Origin of the sequence: Acinetobacter guillouiae, assembly GCF_002370525.2 — a bacterium.
GTDB lineage: Bacteria > Pseudomonadota > Gammaproteobacteria > Pseudomonadales > Moraxellaceae > Acinetobacter > Acinetobacter guillouiae.
In genome coordinates, this window is the sequence record NZ_AP014630.1 from 3744487 (window position 1) to 3766271 (window position 21785).

Genomic DNA, 21785 nt, shown 5'->3' on the forward strand with positions numbered 1-21785 from the left:
CACAATCAGCGATTATGCAGTTACTTTAGCAACTACACCAGCACCAACTGTACGACCACCTTCACGGATCGCAAAACGTAGACCTGGGTCCATTGCGATTGGGTGAATTAGTTCTACTGACATTTCAACGTTGTCACCTGGCATAACCATTTCAACGCCGTCTTGTAATTGGATTGCACCAGTTACGTCAGTTGTACGGAAGTAGAACTGTGGACGGTAACCGTTAAGGAACGGAGTATGACGACCACCTTCTTCTTTAGAAAGTACATATACTTCTGCGTCGAATTTAGTGTGCGGCTTGATTGTACCTGGTTTAGCAAGTACTTGACCACGTTGTACGTCTTCACGCTTAGTACCACGTAAAAGAACACCACAGTTCTCGCCCGCACGACCTTCGTCAAGAAGTTTACGGAACATTTCTACGCCAGTTACAGTTGTTTTAACTGTATCTTTGATACCAACGATTTCAACTTCTTCGCCGACTTTAACGATACCAGATTCTACACGACCTGTTACCACTGTACCACGACCAGAAATAGAGAATACATCTTCGATTGGCATCAAGAATGCTTTATCGATAGCACGTTCTGGTTCTGGAATATAAGAGTCAAGCGCTTCAACAAGTGAAAGTACAGCTGATTCGCCATATTGACCAGCATCACCATTAAGTGCAGCAAGTGCTGAACCACGGATGATAGGCGTGTCATCACCTGGGAAGTCATAAGTAGAAAGAAGTTCACGAACTTCCATTTCTACTAATTCAAGTAATTCTTCATCATCAACAAGGTCACACTTGTTAAGGAATACAAGAATATAAGGTACACCTACTTGGCGAGAAAGAAGGATGTGTTCACGAGTTTGTGGCATTGGACCATCAGTCGCAGCACATACAAGGATCGCACCGTCCATCTGAGCAGCACCAGTGATCATGTTTTTAACATAATCGGCGTGACCTGGGCAGTCTACGTGAGCGTAGTGACGAATTGGAGAATCGTATTCTACGTGTGAAGTATTAATTGTAATACCACGTGCTTTTTCTTCTGGTGCAGAATCGATTGCTGCGTAGTCTTTAGCTTCACCGCCGTAAGTTTTTGCACAAATTGTTGCAATTGCAGCAGTTAAAGTTGTTTTACCATGGTCGACGTGACCAATTGTACCCACGTTTACGTGTGGCTTATTACGTTCAAACTTAGCCTTAGCCATGAGAGCTTCCTTTTTAAACTACTCATGCAGGGTCACTGCATGAGCACTTGGTTTTTAACTATGAATTAGTTTGGGCTTATAGTAATCGAAAGATTACTCGTCGTCACCTTTTTTACCGCCAGACTGGAATTTAGAAATGATGCCTTCAGCCACGTTACGTGGAGTTTCAGCATATTTAGCAAATTCCATAGAATATGTCGCACGACCTTGAGACATAGAACGCATTTGAGTCGCGTAACCAAACATCTCAGCAAGTGGAACTTCAGCACGAATTGCTTTAGTACCGCCAGGTAAGTCGTCCATACCCTGAACCATACCACGACGACGGTTTAAGTCACCCATGATATCGCCCATGTAGTCTTCTGGAGTTTCTACTTCAACTTTCATGATTGGTTCAAGCAAGATAGGATCTGCTTTCATGAAACCATCACGGAATGCGTAAGAACCTGCCATTTTGAACGATAATTCGTCAGAATCGACATCATGGTAAGAACCATCAAATAATGTCGCTTTGATACCCACAACAGGGTAACCAGCCAATACACCATTCTTCATACGTTCTTGAATACCTTTGTCAACCGCACCGAAGAATTCTTTAGGTACTACACCACCTACAACTTCTTCAGCGAATTGGTATTCTTTACCAGCTTCTTCAACATCCATAGGCTCTAAACGAACATATACATGACCGAATTTACCTTTACCACCTGTTTGACGTACGAATTTACCTTCTTGCTCAACACTCTTTTTGATTGTTTCGCGGTAAGCAACCATTGGTTTACCAATGTTCGCTTCAACGTTAAATTCACGCTTCATACGGTCAACAAGGATGTCAAGGTGAAGCTCACCCATACCCGCAATAATCGTTTGACCAGATTCTTCGTCTGTGCGTACACGGAACGATGGATCTTCTTTAGCCAAACGACCAAGAGCGATAGACATTTTTTCTTGGTCAGCCTTAGTTTTAGGCTCAACAGCAAGAGAAATTACTGGCTCTGGGAATTCCATACGCTCTAGTGTAATGATGTTTTTCTCATCACAAAGCGTATCACCAGTTGTTACGTCTTTAAGACCTACACATGCAGCGATGTCACCAGCGCGAATTTCTTCAACGTCTTGACGATCATTTGCGTGCATTTGTACGATACGGCCAATACGTTCACGTTTAGACTTAACTGGGTTATATACTGGGTCGCCTTGTTTAAGAACACCAGAATAAACACGTACGAAAGTCAAGTTACCTACGAACTTATCGTTCATGATTTTGAACGCTAATGCAGAGAACGGCGCTTCATCAGATGCTTCACGAATCGCTTTAGTTTCAGCTTTGTCGTCAAGAATACCTTCGATAGGCTTAACTTCTGTAGGCGATGGTAAGAATTCAATTACAGCATCCAACATACGTTGAACACCTTTGTTTTTGAATGCTGTACCACAAAGCATTGGTTGGATTTCGCCAGCCAAAGTTTGCGTACGAATACCTGCAACGATGTCTTCTTTAGAAAGATCACCTTCTTCTAGGTATTTGTCCATCAACTCTTCAGATGCTTCTGCAGCAGCTTCAACCATATTGGTGCGCCATTCTTCAGCAGATGCTTGAAGATCAGCAGGAATATCACCATATTCGAACTGCATACCTTGAGAAGCTTCATCCCAAATGATTGCTTTCATTTCGATCAGGTCAACAACACCTTGGAAATTTTCTTCAGCACCAATTGGAATCACTACAGGTACAGGATGAGCACCTAAACGAGTACGCATTTGTTCAACAACACGGAAGAAGTTTGCACCAGTACGGTCCATCTTGTTCACGAATGCTAAACGAGGCACTTTATATTTATTTGCTTGACGCCATACAGTTTCTGACTGAGGTTGAACACCACCTACAGCACAGTAAACCATGCACGCACCGTCAAGAACACGCATAGAACGTTCAACTTCGATTGTGAAGTCTACGTGTCCCGGTGTATCAATTACGTTGATACGGTGTTCAGGGAACTGCTTGCCCATACCAGACCAGAAACAAGTCGTAGCAGCTGAAGTGATTGTAATACCACGTTCTTGCTCTTGTTCCATCCAGTCCATTGTTGCTGCACCGTCATGTACTTCACCAATTTTGTGAGATACACCTGTGTAGAACAAAATACGTTCAGTAGTTGTAGTTTTACCGGCATCAATGTGCGCAGAAATACCAATGTTACGATAACGAGAAATTGGGGTTTGACGAGCCATGATTTCTTGCATTCCTAAATTTTGTTGTTTAAAACAGGACGCATCAATGAAGCATTGATGCGTACGGATACTCGATACGTAATGGGCAACTTAAATACCCGCAAATCCCCCACTTTGGTAGAGGGCGATGTTAAATCGTGCTGCAGTACGCATGAGTATTCTCCTGATTAGGGACTGTTTTAGCCGCTTAGAAGCGGTAGTGAGAGAAGGCTTTGTTAGCTTCAGCCATACGGTGCACATCTTCACGTTTTTTGATCGCTGCGCCTTTACCTTCAGCTGCATCAAGCAACTCACCAGCAAGACGTAACGCCATAGTTTTTTCAGAACGCTTAGCAGCAGCATCTACCAACCAACGCATAGCTAGGGCAGTACGACGGGATGGGCGTACTTCCATAGGTACCTGATAAGTAGCACCACCAACACGGCGTGCTTTTACTTCGACCATAGGACGAACTTTTTCAAGAGTAGTCTCGAAAAATTCAACTGGGTCTACTTTATTTTTTTCTTGAACGCGGTCTAAAGCACCGTAAACGATACTTTCAGCAATAGACTTTTTACCATCTTGCATTACGTGGTTCATGAATTTAGCGATTGTTTGGCTACTGAACTTAGGATCCGGAAGGATTTCACGAGCAGCGACTACGCGACGTCTTGGCATTTTAATCTACCTATAAATATGACACTTCAGGTTTATCCAGCATCAGCACAAAGTGTCGTGTGCTATTCGCTGGCCTTACTACACGTCGCTTGAATTTCACAAAATTAATGCAGAAATCAGACAAGCGAGACGATAAAGGATTGCGGCTCTATATTCTTAAGAAGCTAATCTTTAACAGATTATTTCTTAGGACGTTTAGTACCGTATTTTGAACGAGACTGGTTACGATCTTTAACACCAGCACAGTCCAAAGAACCACGAACGGTATGGTAACGTACACCTGGTAAGTCTTTAACACGACCACCACGGATAAGAACAACACTGTGCTCTTGTAGGTTATGGCCTTCACCACCGATATAGCTAGAAACTTCGAAACCTGAAGTTAAGCGAACACGGCAAACTTTACGCATTGCTGAGTTAGGTTTTTTAGGTGTAGTTGTATAAACACGTGTACAAACACCACGACGTTGTGGACAAGCCTTCAACGCAGGAACTTTTGATTTTTCAATCAAAGTTGTGCGACCCTTACGGATCAACTGATTTGTTGTTGCCATATGGCAATTCTCCCGTTAATAAAAAGCCTCAAAAAATTACCACTTTTTGAGGGCATGCAATTGTAAGCCAAGAAGTAAAAATGGTCAACATTCAACATGGTGTCAAATATTGACCATTTCAAGCTTTGGCTAAATCAATGATTCAACTTACTCAGGCTTACTTTCTGATTTTGTTTCAGTAGCTTCTTGCGTTTTTTCAGACGCTTTTACCGTATTTTCTGTAGCAGCTTTGGCTTTTACCGGGGTACGCTTTTTTGTTACAGTTTTTGCAGTTGTCGATGTTTTCGCCACATCAGTTGCTTTCGCTGTAGTGGTCTCCACTGCTGCGACTTTCTTTTGCGCGGTACGTCGAGGTTTTACGGGTGTCGCTTTGTCTTGCTGTTGAGTCGTATGTTTATCTTCAATGTGCGTTTCAGCCAGTTTTTGAATCCCCTGCTCAACTTTTTGCTCAGCATTGAGTTCATCAACAGTTTCACTGGTTTTTTCCTTCACTTCAACATGGGTAATTGCTTCATTTTCAACCTGAGGCTCGACTTTCTCTGCAAGCGTTTCTACTTTGCTGTCTTCTAAAAGCAACGGATGCGCGTCTGAGATCAATTGACTAAATTTTTCATAAGCATCTAATACATCAATTTTTTCATCAGCATGCTGTAGCAGATATTGCCTTGCGCCAGAAAATACGATTTGAGCTTTATCGGTTGCATCATCGACCAGTTTCCAGCTATATGCAGCACTGATGCCCATCGTGGCTAAGGGGGTGAGTCGTGTCAACAGACTAAAATGTGGAAGATTATTCATCCATGGCAACTTAAATGTACCATCCTCATTTGCCACCCATTTTTTTAACAGCTCTATATCATTGCTTGAACCTAATAGCTGTTGCAATTGGCTCACATTGTGGGTTTGCAACACCCCTGCAAAAGTTCGTATTGCCGCCATCAATGCGTGTTTTTCAGCAACAGTGCCTAGATCAATTTGTTTAAAAATGTATTCAACAACAGCATGATCTTTTGCATTCAACTCAAAACCATGCGCTCGCCCAGTGTGATAAACACTTCGGAGTGCCAAAGCCAGTGAACTAGGTACATCAAGAATTGCGCCTAAGCCGCCAAACGCGCCTGTCACTGTACCTTGAATTGCAGCAATAATTTTATTCTGATTCGCCAGCGCAGTACTGATCCGTTGTGAACGTTCAGGATCTTTAGCCAACTCTGCCAAGCTTTTTGCACCCACTTCTTTTAGAACCGCATCTACAGAAGTCAGTTCTGAAACAAACTCATTGAGCTTATCAAAAATAAAATCAGACAATTTATCGTTTAAATCTGGTGAAATAAACGAAGCGACATTATTGATTTTTTTATAATGTTTCCCCAAAAGCTGCCCAGTTACATTGGGTAGATGTTCCCGTAGCATTTGTTGAGGATTTTCATATTGTTTACGTTCAAAAGCACTTTTTTCTTGAGCAGTACCTTGTACAACGGATTCATCTTTAGGACTGTGGCTCAATTTACTCACCGTACCAGGAGCAACATGATTGATCACACTTAAGCCTGTTTCGCTTAGCTTTTTGGCCACGCCAAAAGCATTTGAAATAAATCCGCCTGATTGTTTTTTATTAGAATTTGCCATGTGCACCCTCGTAACTGTGGTTTTTCAAACACTAAAGCTTGTATTAAATAGTTTCTCAATGCTTACATTAATGTACTGATTCTCGAATCAATACAATCACTATTTCACAAAATTTCAATACAGATCATCATACTATACAATTATAAACAATCTAACCCTAGTTCACTTGCAATTACAGCACTCAATTTACTTAAAAATACTTTTTATAACAAACAGATGTCACAATTTGTCGCGGACAACTTATGTACCAGTGGTCATCTCAGCCTTTGCCAGTTATGATAGATTCATTGGATAAAATATATATAGAATCATTATGAAGCAAAATTTTCAAAATCAAATTAAGCACAGTTCAGAACAAAAATATCAAGCGGAACTAGAACGCTTAAAAGAACAAGATCAACATAGAAAGCCAGCAGGTTGGCAACTTTCTGCTTACGCTGTTCGCTCATTTATCTTGGGTGATGCCAAACTGGATATTCAAAAAAAGTTTTATGGTGATGATGCTTTAGTTGACCGTGCCTTGGTGACATTGATGGGCAATCAGGGTTTGATGCTGGTAGGTGAACCAGGTACAGCAAAATCGATGCTTTCAGAGCTATTTAGTGCTGCAATTTCAGCCAATTCTCAGCTCACAATTCAAGGGACAGCAGGGACAACCGAAGACCATATTAAATATTCTTGGAACTACGCGCTCCTTTTATCGGAAGGACCAACAGATAAATCACTGATTCCCTCCCCACTCTTCTATGCCATGAAAAATGGACAAATTGCCCGCTTTGAAGAAATCACCCGTTGCCCACCTGAAATTCAGGATGTGTTGGTGTCGTTACTGTCTGAGAAGCAAATGATGATCCCTGAAATGGGACAAGATTTTAGTTTGCAAGCTACACAAGGATTTAACATCATCGCAACAGCAAACTTGCGTGATCGTGGCGTACATGAAATGTCAGCAGCATTAAAGCGCCGCTTTAACTTTGAAACAGTAAAACCGATTCGTGACCAAAAATTTGAAATCGAACTGGTGGGATTACAACTTAAGAACCAGCTTGCTGATTTATACAGTGAAATCCAAGTTCGCCCAGAAATCATCGAACTCTTGGTGACCATTTTCAATGAACTCAGAACAGGACAAAGTCTGCAAGGCGCAACACTTAAAACGCCTGATGCTGTTATGTCTACTGCTGAAGCAGTCAATATTGCCCATGCGGCAGGTCTACAAGCCATTTATCTCAGTGATGGAAAATTAAAAGCAGAACACCTCGCACAACAATTGATTGGGGTTGTGTTTAAAGATAATCCAGATGACGCTAAACGCCTACGTTATTATCTGGATACTGTGGTGAAAGAGCGTGCACGTAAAGATGCCGACTGGAAAAGTTTCTATGACGCCAGCCGAGAGTTTTAATCATGCAGCTGTTGGATCGAAATATAGAGAGAGGTGAAATGCCTGAACGCTTAAAACAGGCATTTCAACTGAAACAGCAAATGGCGGAGCAAAACGTTTTTTTTGCGCCAATCCGCCATCATAGCCCCGCTTGTGCATACGCGTTAAAACAATATATCGATGAACTGAAGCCCACTCACATTTTAATCGAAGCACCAACAAGTTTTGAATTCTTAATTGAAAGCTTACAGAACCAAGCCACTCAGCCTCCTGTGGCTATATTTGCACAAGCACAACGCTCTTCAAATAAAACCTCACCCAAAAAAGGCGCTGCAAATAAAGAGAGTGCTAGTGAAGAACATGAAAGTGATGACGAGGTTCAACCAGAAATCTTTTCTGCCTACTTCCCTTTTTGTGAATACTCCCCTGAATGGGTCGCCATCCAACAGGCAAAACTCATTCAAGCAGACGTTAAATTTATTGACTTGGATTGGGCAAAACAAAGTGCCTTAAAAACGCAACAGTCCGATTTAGACTGGCAACAAAAAAGTTTGCTGTCTGAACGTTATTTTGCACATAGCCAATATATCCAAAAACTTGCTGAAACCATGCATTGCCGAAATCACGATGAACTTTGGGATCATTTATTCGAGCTGCAAAATGTTGAACAACTGCAACATGCTCAAACATTTTTTGATGATGTTTTTGCTTGGTGTTCATTGGCACGTTTGGATTATGAGCGTGAGGTACTTTTGCAAGATGCTTCATTACATCGTGAAGATGTAATGTGGAATTGCATCCAAGACAGTATTGATCCCAAGCATAAAATTTTGGTGATCACGGGTGGCTTTCATAGTCTTGCCTTAATTGAAAATCTAGCAGCCCCACAGCAAGCAGAACGTTTTATTGTCCAAGATCAAAAGCAAAACTGGCAAGAGCAAGCTTGGCTGATTCGCTATAGTTTCGATCGTTTAGATGCTTTAAATGGCTATGCTTCAGGTATGCCCTCACCTGCATATTATCAGCAACATTGGCAAAATTTAAAATCTGCAAACAACCCAACGGTTGAACAGATGCAACTGCAATTTTTTCAATATTTAAATGAGTTATGCCATTTTTTAAACCAAGAAAATGCACTAGATGTAACGCCTTATATCGCACTAAAAAATACCGCTGAACTTGCTTGGCAATTGGCTTGCCTTCGAGGGCATTATCAACCGAGCCGTTATGACCTCCTCGATGCCTTACAATCCGCCTTAATCAAAGGGGAAATGGATGATGGACAACAGCATTTATTTACCCTGATTTTTCAGTTTTTAAGTGGGCAACAGCTTGGTAAGGTTGCTCAAAATCAGCACAGCCCTGCATTATTACAAAATACCTATCAACAGATTAAAGCCTATCGTTTTAATTTAAATGACACCATTTTACGCAATCGAAAACTCGATATTTATCGTAAACCTTTACATCAAGACATTAGCCAATATTTGCATTTACTGGAATTTGTCGGCTGTAATTTTGCCCAACGTATTTCAGGTCCAGATTTTGTACAGGGTGCCAGTCTGGATTTGTTGTTTGAGGAATGGCGTTATGCATGGACACCTAGTGTTGAAGCACGTTTGATTGAACTAGCAGAAATGGGCAATCAACTCGAACAAATTGCACTGCTTAAAATTATTAAACTACAGCAAGAAAATGAAGCAAAAGGTGTGGGACAATCTGCCTTTGAAACTGCCAAATTGCTGGCTTTGGCGTGTCGCTTAGGATTAAAGCAACATTTAGAATTGCTCCGTCAACAACTCGATACTTTTTTAGAAAGCGATCAAAACCTTGCCTCGGTGATTGGTGCAGCACAGCAATTGTATTATTTGTGGCATGGTCACAAGCTGTTAAATTTACCCGAAAATATCGTGATACAAAGTTTAAGTTTTGCCGTCTATCAGGCCTGTTTTTTACTTGATCAAATTTACGATACCCATGAAGAAAAAGTTGAACAAAATCTGAGCAACTTAAAAACCTTGCATGAACTGATTTTAAATATCAAGCAACGAAATCTTTCACTGCAGCATACAGTTGTAAATGCACAAGATGTAGATTTACTGGAACTGATGTATAGCCAAATTGATCTGGCAAAAATTGATGAATTTCATCTTAGTTCACTCAAAGGTGCGCTGCATACTTTGCAGTTTTTAGACCATCAAATTGAGCAAAATCAGCTTCAACAACAATTACAACTGGCTTTTGCAGTGGGAAGTGATCCTGAAGATGCTGTGCAATACTTACATGGCATGTTTTTTATTGCGCCTGAAATCTTTGTGCAATCCAAGGTTGCAATTGATGCACTTCACCAATTGGTCAGTCATTGGACGGAAGATACCTTTATTCGGATTTTACCTGATTTACGCTATATCTTTAGTCAGCTCACCCCAAAGCAAAGCACCAAAGTATCGAAAATTATCGCAAAAACCACAGGACTTGGAGAGCATGTCATTCTCGATCAGGTGCTTAGTCATATAGGAGAACAGGATGTATTCCAAGGCATACAACTTAACCAGCAACTGCAAAAAATATTTGAATATGATCACTTAGATCGCTGGGCAAGCAATCGCTCAAAGCAACTCAATCCAGAACTACTCAACCCAAAACAACAGCTTGAACCGCAATCAGAACAACAAGGAGTGAATAAATGAGTCTATTACCTCCTGAACCAAATCTTGATGAAAACTCAGATACTCCCGCTTCTCTTGATGCAATGGATCAAGCACGCCGTTGGCGCTTGATGCTCGGTCGCTATGCCGACCAGAATTTATCAGCAGCGGCATTGTCAGGCGATCAACTGAAACTTGAGCGCAATCTCGATTATCTCTACCAAAATGAATATAAGCGTCGTGGCATCCAACAAGGGAAAAATCGCCATGGCGGTTTAGAAGCCTCGCAGCTTAACGCGATTAACTGGCTCAACCAAAGTCGAAAACTGTTCCCAAAATCGACCTTTGAACGTATGCAAAAACAAGCCATAGAACGCTATGAGTTAACTGAGTTATTTAAAAACCCAGAGCATGTAAGACAACTTGAACCCAACCCTGCGGTGGCTAAAGCTTTGCTGAGTATGCGTGGTCGTTTAAGCAATGAGATGAAAGATGCGATTCGAGAATTAATTCAAAAAGTCGTGGAAGAACTCTTACAAAAAATCCGCACACAATTTTTAAAAGCGCTACAAGGTCGTCTTAATCGTTTTAAGCGTTCACATCTTAAACAGGCACAAAACTTTGATTGGAAACGGACCATTCAAGCCAATCTCAAAAATTATCAGCCTGATTTACAAAAACTGATTATTCAAACCCCTTATTTTAATGCCCGTGTACAGAAACATTTGCCATGGGAAATTGTACTGTGTGTCGACCAAAGTGGCTCGATGATGGATTCGATCATGTATGCAGCAGTATGTGCCAGTATTTTGGCAGCTCTCCCTGCGGTCAATATGAGTCTGGTCCTGTTTGACACCCAAATTGTTGATTTAAGCCATTTGGCACATGACCCAGTTGAAGTCTTACTGACCATTCAACTCGGTGGCGGAACTAACATTGGTCAAGCTTTGCAATACTGTCAAAAGAAGATTAAACAACCCAATCGCAGTATTTTAGTCTTGATCAGTGACTTTGAAGAAGGTGCATCCGTTCAACAAATGCTCAACACCACCAGTCAACTCAATCAACAAGGCTGCAAACTGCTTGGGCTTGCGGCGCTGGATCAAGCAGCCAATCCTGTTTATGACATCAATATGGCACAAAAACTCCAAGAACGCGGTATGCAAATCGCAGCAATGACTCCTGAACATTTGGCGACATGGTTTGCAGAGGTGATGCAATGAGTTGGCATATTTATACCCAATACGATGAAGACAGCCTAACCATGCACAGTAATGCTGGTCTTCTACGTCGTGCCCGTAAATCCTTAGATGCTGTTGAACTATTACAACAAGAGCACGATCAACTGGTATTTAAAGTCGAAGAATGTGAAGTTAAACTGCCCCTTGAGGGCATCACCAAAGCACTGTGTAATTGTTCAGCACAAGGCTGTTGTAAACATATTCTCAGCAGTATTTTATGGGTTCAGGAACATGAAACACTACTGATTACCGCAAATAGTCCAAGTGAAAATAGCCCTAACAATAATCGAGAAAATGCAGTACCACTAACTCAACAGGAAACATCTCAACATACTGAGCCATCTGAGCAAGCCACAACATCAGCCCTTGAAACTGTTTTAGAATTTGATCCAAACAAAATCCAAAAACAAGCAGGCAAAGCCAATATTCGTTTGGCCTATGAATTTGTACAAAATTGGTTGCTTCAACCTGAACCCTGTCAAATTGATATTCAAGAACATAAAATCACTTTTCAAACCGATTTAAGTCCCAATCCAGTTGTTCTCTACCCCGCAACGGGATTTGAAGGCATGTTGTCAGAAATTACAGACAAACAAAAAGTTGCTGGGCATTTGGCATGTATTGCTTATTTAGTTCTGAAAAATGCCCCTGAAAAATGGCAATGGTCAATTGATACAACAGCGCAACATCATCATCCTACACAGCAACTTTCACCTGATGATCAGGTATTGATCCAAGAACTTAAACTCATTTGTCAAAACTTTATTCAGCAAGGTCTGTCACATCTGGCCAAAGAAATGGTCATGTCACTGCATATTTTAAATATGCAAGCACGCGCACAAAACTTACCACGTTTAGGGAGCTTATTGCGTGCCTTACATGGCTCAATGAAGCAGTTTTTGGAAGCAGATGTACAGGTTGATGAGCAGCAGATTTTTAATCAATTGGCACATTTGTATGCCTATTTGGCTGCACTGTCAGAAATCGAGCATTTAAATCCAGATGATCAAGCCGAAGCATTGCGACAACTTCGTGGTGCTGTACAACGCGACTATCAACAAGAAAGCATAGCGCATCTAATCCCGCTTGGTTGTGAATGGTGGAATACAGAGAGTGGTGCACATGGTCTAACGGTATGCTTCTGGGATGTAAAAGAGCAACAACTTAAAGAAGTGACTCAGGCACGTGCCAATCATTTAGATCGTACCTTTGATATGCACAGTGCAGCCAATACTGGGATTTGGGGAAGTTCTCTCAGCTTTTTACTCCAACATCAACTTGAATTAACCCATGCAAAATCCAGTTCAGAGACACAACTCAGTGCCAGCACAGATACTCGTTTTTTACCAAAGGGCTTGTTGAATGCACTTAGCCAATCCGATTTAGAACAGATGAATATTGGCATTTCAACATGGCAATCTTTACAAGAAATGCTTGTTCCGCATTCAAGCCTAGAACAGCTTAAATCACGTTATGTACTGCTTCGCCATAAAAGTATCACAGCACCTGAACTCAACGAACTAGAGCAATATTTTGAATACCGTATTACTGACGATGAAAATAGAGCACTCAAACTGGTCATTCCAATAGAACCAGAATATCGTGCACGAATTAAACATCTCACCCAACTGATTCATAATGAAAAAATTATCGCAACGTTGGTGCGTATCGAAGCAACACAGCAACAGATTCAATTCATTCCATGTAGTGTGTTTTTAACAACGCCAAAAGGTTTAAAAATATTCAGTCTGGATTATGATCATCCTGTACAGAAGAAAAGTAGCTTGGTTGAGCTGATTACTGGTCGAATTGAAAAATTGCTCGAACAAAAAAAGCAATGGAAACATCAGCAACATTTATCTGCATTAGACCTTTTGATCTTGGAATCACAAGCCTTGTTTGAATTCTATGCAAATACAGGTCGTTCAAAATTGGATACAGATGATATGGTTAAACTGGATGATTTTGCTGAAAAGTTTGCAGATTTGGGTTTAAGCTTTATTCAAAACTCACTTAAATCAGATTCCACACAGCACAATTTAGCCAGTCAGCTTTTAAAATGGCGACATGTTTTATTACAACTACAACGCCTAAATCATAGAATCGCTTTAGAAGGACAAGTTACGTCGTGATAAATTAAGCTTGCTCTTTAAATTGATGATATTTTTCTATAATTTTAGTGGACTACCAAGCACAGTATTAAAGCCTAAAGTATTAGCGCCTATAGAAAAGCAACAGCGAGTTGCTCAAAAGGAATACAGATGTTAAATAAACTTTTTTCAAAAATTGAGTCGATGTTTTTAAAGCCTGAGGATAAGGCAGTGAAAACGCAACAAACAAACTCAACCGCTGATCATGACCACATTCAAAAACATAATGAAGATCTAAAAAATAAAGTTGAAAAGCTCTACCATATTTTCCAGCCTTTGGCCGTCATTGAAGACCAACTTGATCAAAATGTGGTTTTATTTATTTTGGATGGAGAAAATCCAGAAATACTACTTAAATTGCAGCAATACCCGAATGAAAAAGCACTGCTTATACTGGGAAAGCCAGGTACCTATAGCTGGTATTGGCCTCAAAATAATCAATCACTGGATAAAAAAGAAAATAAGCTTGCTGAAGCAGCACTAAAACTACGCCGTCGTTATTATGGTGAGATCTTTGAAGAATTAGAATTTGAACAAATCATTCGTTTTGCTAAAGTGCTTGAAGCTGCAACACAACAGAAAAATTTTACCAATATTTATGGAAAAGTGCCCGCTTGGTTTATTTATCTCACGGTAGATACATTTATTACCGCGTTTGATAGTCAGCAGTTTAGTGAAGCAGATCCGAATAAATTGTTAAAGCAAAATTGGACCCAACAGAAACTATTTGATTTGCTTGAAAGTGATCAACAGGGTTTAGGCGATGAACTGTTGCCTTATTTATTTGAACGCCAAAATATCGACAGTTATCATTCTAGTAAATTAGATAAAATATTATTACTCAAGGACACCCAAGATTTCATTTCAGCCCGATTAGATCAACTCAGAAAACTTATTCCAACACTGAGCATCATTGGACAAGAAAACTTTTTAGACTATATCGCCAAACAAACAGCATTGATCAAACAAATCCCCGACTTGATTGTCAAACTTTCTGTAGGGAAATCTAAAACCATCCGTACTAAAGCAACCAGTTTATTGACGAATTTAAATCCAGAAGATAGCCAGAAATATTTAAATCAAAATCTATTGGAAGGTTCAAGTCAGGAACGTGGCTTTTCTGCAGATCTATTGGCACGTTTAGGTGCTGACAATCTAGTTGTACTAGAACAAGCTTTTGAACAGGAAAAACAAAAATCTGTACAACAAATCTTACAAATGGCGATTCAGCGCTTAAGATCTGTTGATACTGCTCAATTACAGCAAGATTTTGAAGCACCTACCTTTCAACCATTTGTTGAACAAAAAATTCCAGCAAGCTTTACCGAAGTTATTTTAGAAAATTATCAAGAAATTTTGGCTAAAGCTGAACAGAATGCTGCCGATGAAATTGAAGAGAATAAAACAGCAAGTTATAAAAGAACTTGGGCTCAAGATCATTTAAAGCAGCTTAAAAAAATTAATCATCAAACTTTAACGTCGATTGTTGACCAACTGAACGGTGATGCATCTTTTAAAAATGTCCACCAAGTTGAAAATATTATTACCCATAAAAATAAATATAAAAAATATCCTGAATTTTCCATTAATCATGCTATGAGAATCATTGCGATACGCAATCGAAATTGGATCTATTGGCCTAATTTATTTGAAATGCTTAAACCTGAAGAATATGCCAATTATGAACTTCGCCATATTGTTCAGGCTCTTGATGCGGCTAAATTTAATGATCCAAAACGTAGAGTGGCTCAAGGGATTCTAGCGGGATCATCCTATTATCAAAGTTTACAAGACCATATTTATGAAAAAGATAAAATTTGGCCATTTTTTGCGGAAAATCAAGAATATTTAACTGAAGCGTTGGGGCTTTCTCCATCTTTAGAAAAAAATGAATATCAAAGCTTTAACCCATCCGATGCCATCTTTGTACTTAAATGTTTCCCATCCTTACCAGTACAGTTTATTCCGCGCTTACTCGAATTTGCATTGGGTGAAAATAAGCGCTTGCGTTATGAAGCGCAAGAAACCTTACAGCACCTTCCCGACATTCATCAACGTGCCATCGAAGCCCTAGATTCGGGTAAACAAGACATTCGAATCACAGCAATTGAATGGCTAGCACGTCTACAAAATCAGGATGCAGTAAAACCGCTGAATGCTTTACTTAAAAAAGAGAAGAAAGAAATCGTTCGAGCTGCTCTTTTAACAGCATTGGAAAAGCTTGGACAGGATATTAGTGCTTATCTCAAACCAGAAGTGCTGCTAAAAGAAGCAGAAGACGGTTTAAAAGGCAAACTTTCAAGCAGTTTTACATGGTTTGATTTTGACACATTGCCAAAAGTGAAATGGCAGAATGGCAAAGAGGTTGACCCTAGAATTATTAAATGGTGGGTGATATTGGCGGAAAAGCTGAAAGAGCCTAGAGCCAATGCCTTATTACAACGCTATAGTGGCTTACTTGATCAAAAAGATCAGGTACAACTTGCTAATCATTTATTACACAGTTTTATTCATCAAGATACCTTACAAACACCATTGGATGAAGCAACGCAATATGCAACCACAGAAGCGCCTGGCCGACTGAGTTCTTATCGAGATTCATACAAACGTTATGGTGAAAAATATCCTGAATATTATGCCAAATATGGCACCATCACCTTAGAAGAAGTGATTGAAGAGATTAAACGCGAACGTTTAGGACTTTATCTGGGTTCCGCGATCAAAAGTAAAGGTATGCTTTCACTGACTGCCAATGCACAAGGAAGTTTTGCAGTAAAACAATTGCAGAACTATATGAAACAACACTACCCTCGTCGCTCACAAATTGAAGCCATGATTAGTGCATTATCGATCAGTAATGACCCATTAATCATCCAATTGTTGCTTTCACTTTCACGTCGCTACCGGACTGCTTCGGTACAAACACTTGCAAACACATTGGTTGCTGAGATTGCTGAACGTAATCAATGGACAAGTGATGAACTGGCTGACCGTACTATTCCAACAGCAGGTTTAGATGAAAATGGAGTGTTACAACTGCAATATGCTTCACGTAACTTTAGTGCCATTGTCGATGATAAAGACAAATTCATTCTTAAAAATGAAGAAGGTAAAGAAGTTAAAGCACTACCTGCTGCCCGCCAAAATGATGATGAAAGCCTGATTAAAGAAGCCAAAGCACTATTTAGCACCAGTAAAAAAGAGTTTAAACAAGTCGTGGATATGCAAACAGGTCGTTTGTATGAGGCGATGTGTAGCGAACGTCAGTGGAATGTTGCAGAGTGGCAAGAGTATATCTTTGCCCATCCAATCATGAGACGCTTAATCCAAAAACTGATTTGGCTTGAGATCAAAACCAATGGTGAAAAAATCAGTTTTAGACCAAGTGATGATGGTGCATTACTGAATTTAGATGATGATGAAATCGAGCTAAGCACAGACAGCAAAATTCAAATTTCTCATGCGGTTTTGGTTGGTGAAAAAGAAGCGAAAGATTGGATTACACACTTTAAAGACTATAAAGTGAAATTCTTATTTGAACAGATGACCCATCATCTGCCAAAGCTTGAAGATGATAATGTCACTGAAATTAAGGATCATAATGGCTGGCTTACAGATACCTTTACATTACGTGGTGTTATAACCAAATTGGGTTATCAACGTGCCAGTATCGAAGATGGTGGTTCATTTGATCGCTATACCAAGCCGTATAAACAGTTGGGTATTGATGTAGAAATTACATTTAGTGGAAGCTATGTACCAGAGGAAAATATTCCTGCTGTCCTTTATGAACTGACCTTTAGCAAGAAAGCCAGTCGCTCTTGGAACAACAATGAACTTCCACTTAAACAGATTCCACCAATTTTATTGGCTGAGAGTTATGCAGATTATTTAAAAGTTGCTGCTTCTACATCAGGTTTTGATCCAGAGTGGGAAAAGAAAACGCCTTGGTAATCTGGATCAAAATGTATAAATAATCGCTAAAAAAGGGATAACAGCCAGTTTTTCAAAACTGGCTGTTTGATATTCTATTTTAAAAACTGAATGTTAATATTCACCAAGACATATCATATCGTTATAAAACCAAATACGATATTGTCCATAAAAAACTTACATGAAGATCCAATGAGATCCAAAAAAATAATAAGGTGCCAAATGCAAAATATGACATATACGCAAATAAATGAATTATTTGCACCATTTAGCCTAGATACAGCTCAAAATTTACAAGATATTTTTAAACCTTTAGTCGATATTGATGCTGATTTACCAGCCCAAACCTTAAAATTTGTAATCACTGGTGAAAATCCAGAAATATTACTTGTTTTTCAAAAACTCCCTGATGATCAAGCCACTGCCCTACTGGGTAATCCTGGCACTTACAATTGGTATAGTCCCAATTTTCATATTAATCGTCAGCAAGAGCACATGGCTTATCATTCGCAAAATGCACGTCAAAAATTATATGGCGTAATTTTTGATGAGCTTGATCATGCGCAGATTGTACGTTTTGCAAAAGTGTTAGAAGCAACAACCAAACGACTTAATTTTATTAATTTCTATGAACAAGCGCCTGTTTGGTTTTTATATTTTATCGTCGATGCATTAAACACAACTTATGATGTTGGTTTTAAAGCTTTAGGACAGTCGCAAAATATTAAATCTCATTGGACCTTACAAAAACTCTATGCATTGCTTGAAAGTGAACAAGAATGTTTCGAACAACATTTATTACTGGTCTTATTTGAACGTAAGAATCTGAGAAGTCACGATTTTGATCGCTTACACTTGCTTTTTAATTTGAAAGACACAGAATCTTTTTTAGCACAACATGCAGATGAATTGATTGAAAAAATTCCCAATTTAACTAGCAACGGGATTCATACATTTTTAGATTTCTTGCAAAAACATGGCGATTTATACGATAAACTTAGCAAACTCATCGTACGACTTTCATTGCATAAAACCAAAGCCATCAGTGATAAAGCTTCGCCATTATTGAGCATCATCGATCAAAATATCGTTCAAAAACATATGCGTTATTTCTTATTTTCAGGGAATAGCCAAGAACGCTCTGCGGCAGCGGAACTTTCTGCACGTTTAGGGCAAGATCATGCTCAACTTTTAGAAAAAGCCCTTAATGAAGAAAAGCAAAAGTCAGTACAACAAGCCATACAAATGGCATTACAAAGACTAAAACCAAGTGAAAAAACTCAGCTTGAACAAGTCAAACTGCCTGACTTTGTAGCGTTGGTCGAGAAAAAACTTCCTGAATCTTTTACTGAAATCATATTGGAAAATTATCAAGAAATTTTAACTAAAGCAGAGCAAAAAGCATTATTGGAAATTGAGGAAAATAAAACCTCAGATTATCAATCACGACATTTTCAAAACTACTTTAAAAATCGGACATATGTCAAAAAAACCAATTTAGAATCAGTTGTGCAACAGTTAAATGGTGAAATAGAACGTAAATCATTTGCTTATGATTTTGAAATTATTCATTATAAAAACCGCATAAAAGAACAAAATAATTATACGATCTTCCATGCACTTCGTTCATTCCACTCTGAACGTGGAAATCTATACTGGGAAGATTTATTTGATATATTAACAACAGAACAGACAGCAACACTCGATTTAAAACAACTTGCTGATGCCATGCATCGGACCGAATTCAGTCAAGCTGATCGTTTAATTGCTCAAGGTATGTTAATGGATGAGTACAATATGTTGTCTCATTATATCGTTGACCCTGAAAAAATTTGGCCATTTTTTGCCGATCATCAAGCATTTTTAACAGAAGCTTTAGGCTTAACACCTTCTCTTTTCAAAGACAGTTGGCAGCAATTTAATCCCCAAAAAGCAATCAATGTTTTAAGATATTTTCCACAAGTGCCAAGTCAGTTTATTCCCAAATTATTAGAATTAGCACTTGGTGAAAATAAGAGCTTACGCTTTGATGCACAACAGGCTTTGGCAAAAATTCCAGACATCCATCTACAAGCCATCACAGCACTTGAATCTGGTAAGCAAGAAGTAAGAATTTCTGCAATTGAGTGGTTGGCGCGTTTGCAAAATCAAGATGCAGTAAAACCACTGAATACTTTGCTGAATAAAGAGAAAAAAGAAATCGTTCGAGCTGCACTTTTAACGGCATTGGAAAAGCTCGGACAGGATATTAATGCTTATCTCAAGCCAGAAGTACTGCTTAAAGAAGCAGAAGTTGGGCTAAAAGGTAAATTATCAGTGAGTTTTAAATGGTTTGATTTTGAAACTTTACCAAAAGTGAAATGGCAAAATAACACAGATGTTGACCCCAAAATTATACAATGGTGGGCGATTTTGGCAGAAAAATTGAAGGAACCAAAAGCCAATCAATTGCTACAACGTTATGTCGGATTATTGAGTGAAAAAAGCCAACAAGAACTTGCAAATTTCGCCCTACAGAGCTTTATTACTGAAGATACTCGTGGTCCTAGATTGGATGAAGCAACAGAATATGCTGTTAAAAATGCGCCACAACGTTTACAACAGTATCGCAATGCTTATCAGGCTTGGGCGAAAAATGATACTTATTATGCATACTATGGGACGATTACACTTGAAGAAGTCATTACAGAAATCAAAAACATTCAGCTTTCTTGTATTTTAGGTTCAGCAATCAAAAGTAAAGGTTTCTTAGCACTGGCATTTGCAGCTCAAGGAAGTTTTGCAGTAAAACAAATACAAGATTTTATCAAACAGCACTATACGCGCCGAGCTCAATTAGAAGCCATGATTAGTGCATTATCCATTAGCGATAACCCGTCTATCACCCAACTGTTGCTTTCACTTTCACGTCGCTACCGGACTGCTTCGGTACAAACACTTGCAAACACATTGGTTGCTGAGATTGCTGAACGCAATCAATGGACAAGTGATGAGCTGGCTGACCGTACTATTCCAACAGCAGGTTTAGATGAAAATGGAGTGTTACAACTACAATATGGCTCACGTAACTTTAGTGCCATTGTCGATGATAAAGATAAATTCATTCTTAAAAATGAAGAAGGTAAAGAAGTTAAAGCGCTACCCGCGGCCCGTCAAAATGATGATGAAAGCCTGATCAAAGAAGCCAAAGCACTGTTTAGTACCAGTAAAAAAGAGTTTAAACAAGTCGTGGATATGCAAACAGGTCGTTTGTATGAGGCGATGTGTAGCGAACGTCAGTGGAATGTTGCTGAGTGGCAAGAGTATATCTTTGCCCATCCGATTATGAGACGCTTAATCCAAAAACTGATTTGGCTTGAGATCAAAACCAATGGTGAAAAAATCAGTTTTAGACCAAGTGATGATGGTGCATTACTGAATTTAGATGATGATGAAATCGAACTCAGTGCAGACAGCAAAATTCAAATTTCTCATGCGGTTTTGGTTGGTGAAAAGGAAGCCAAAGATTGGATTGCACACTTTAAAGACTATAAAGTGAAATTCTTATTTGAACAGATGACTCATCACCTACCAAAGCTTGAAGATGATAATGTCACTGAAATTAAGGATCATAACGGCTGGCTTACAGACACCTTTACCCTCCGTGGTGTAGTGACCAAATTAGGCTACCAACGTGCCAGTATCGAAGATGGTGGTTCATTTGATCGCTATACCAAGCCGTATAAACAGTTGGGTATTGATGTAGAAATTACATTTAGCGGAAGTTATGTACCAGAGGAAAATATTCCAGCTGTACTTTATGAACTGACCTTTAGCAAAAAAGCCAGCCGCTCTTGGAACAACAATGAACTTCCACTTAAACAGATTCCACCAATTTTATTGGCTGAGAGTTATGCAGATTATTTAAAAGTTGCTGCTTCTACATCAGGTTTTGATCCTGAATGGGAAAAGAAAACGCCTTGGTAATTCATAAAGACAAAGAAATTTTGTTTAGGTTTGCTACAGGCTATAACAGTTGTATTGCAACCGATATGATTGGTCTTGATGGCCATCGTATCGGTTATATGGATAATTCAACTCAGCAGGTAAAGAGAAGCCTTGTTCTACAATAGGGATAAAACACCATGCTTATCCCAGCAATTTAAAATTTATT

At 39.3% G+C, this 21785-nt stretch carries 12 protein-coding genes; 7 read left to right on the plus strand and 5 right to left on the minus strand.

Annotated elements, in window-relative coordinates; translation table 11 throughout:
* Positions 1-12: 12 nt before the first annotated feature.
* The 5 genes from tuf to AS4_RS17395 all read right to left on the minus strand — a co-directional run bounded on the left by tuf (position 13) and on the right by AS4_RS17395 (position 6276).
* Positions 13-1203 (minus strand): elongation factor Tu, encoded by a 1191-nt coding sequence (tuf, locus tag AS4_RS17375; RefSeq protein WP_004723653.1) that lies wholly within the window; start codon positions 1201-1203, stop codon positions 13-15.
* 93 nt (positions 1204-1296) lie between these two features.
* Positions 1297-3435 (minus strand): elongation factor G, encoded by a 2139-nt coding sequence (fusA, locus tag AS4_RS17380; protein ID WP_004723654.1) that lies wholly within the window; start codon positions 3433-3435, stop codon positions 1297-1299.
* A 187-nt stretch (positions 3436-3622) separates the two neighbouring features.
* Positions 3623-4093 (minus strand): 30S ribosomal protein S7, encoded by a 471-nt coding sequence (rpsG, locus tag AS4_RS17385; protein ID WP_004655203.1) that lies wholly within the window; start codon positions 4091-4093, stop codon positions 3623-3625.
* A 179-nt stretch (positions 4094-4272) separates the two neighbouring features.
* Positions 4273-4647, minus strand: a complete 375-nt coding sequence (gene rpsL, locus AS4_RS17390) for a 30S ribosomal protein S12 (RefSeq protein WP_004648013.1) — start codon at positions 4645-4647, stop codon at positions 4273-4275.
* 147 nt (positions 4648-4794) lie between these two features.
* Complete coding sequence (locus tag AS4_RS17395; RefSeq protein ID WP_096735011.1) at positions 4795-6276, minus strand: EcsC family protein; 1482 nt, start codon at positions 6274-6276, stop codon at positions 4795-4797.
* Between the two features lie 313 nt (positions 6277-6589).
* On the opposite strand from AS4_RS17395, the gene AS4_RS17400 reads away from it, so the two are divergent.
* The 7 genes from AS4_RS17400 to AS4_RS21830 all read left to right on the plus strand — a co-directional run bounded on the left by AS4_RS17400 (position 6590) and on the right by AS4_RS21830 (position 21744).
* A complete protein-coding gene (locus AS4_RS17400; RefSeq protein ID WP_096735012.1) occupies positions 6590-7681 on the plus strand; it encodes an ATP-binding protein in 1092 nt (363 codons plus the stop codon).
* Between the two features lie 2 nt (positions 7682-7683).
* Complete coding sequence (locus tag AS4_RS17405; RefSeq protein ID WP_096735013.1) at positions 7684-10350, plus strand: DUF5682 family protein; 2667 nt, start codon at positions 7684-7686, stop codon at positions 10348-10350.
* A complete protein-coding gene (locus AS4_RS17410) occupies positions 10347-11531 on the plus strand; it encodes a VWA domain-containing protein (protein WP_096735014.1) in 1185 nt (394 codons plus the stop codon). The genes AS4_RS17405 and AS4_RS17410 overlap by 4 nt, the downstream gene beginning before the upstream one ends.
* Entirely contained in the window at positions 11528-13681 is a 2154-nt protein-coding gene (locus AS4_RS17415; protein ID WP_096735015.1) for a hypothetical protein, read from the plus strand. The genes AS4_RS17410 and AS4_RS17415 overlap by 4 nt, the downstream gene beginning before the upstream one ends.
* A 129-nt stretch (positions 13682-13810) precedes the next feature.
* Positions 13811-17653, plus strand: a complete 3843-nt coding sequence (locus AS4_RS17420) for a DUF4132 domain-containing protein (RefSeq protein ID WP_096735016.1) — start codon at positions 13811-13813, stop codon at positions 17651-17653.
* Positions 17654-17854: 201 nt separating this feature from the next.
* A complete protein-coding gene (locus AS4_RS17425) occupies positions 17855-21598 on the plus strand; it encodes a DUF4132 domain-containing protein (RefSeq protein WP_096735017.1) in 3744 nt (1247 codons plus the stop codon).
* Positions 21574-21744 (plus strand): hypothetical protein, encoded by a 171-nt coding sequence (locus AS4_RS21830; RefSeq protein ID WP_167468957.1) that lies wholly within the window; start codon positions 21574-21576, stop codon positions 21742-21744. Before AS4_RS17425 ends, AS4_RS21830 begins: the two co-directional genes overlap by 25 nt.
* Positions 21745-21785: the final 41 nt, after the last annotated feature.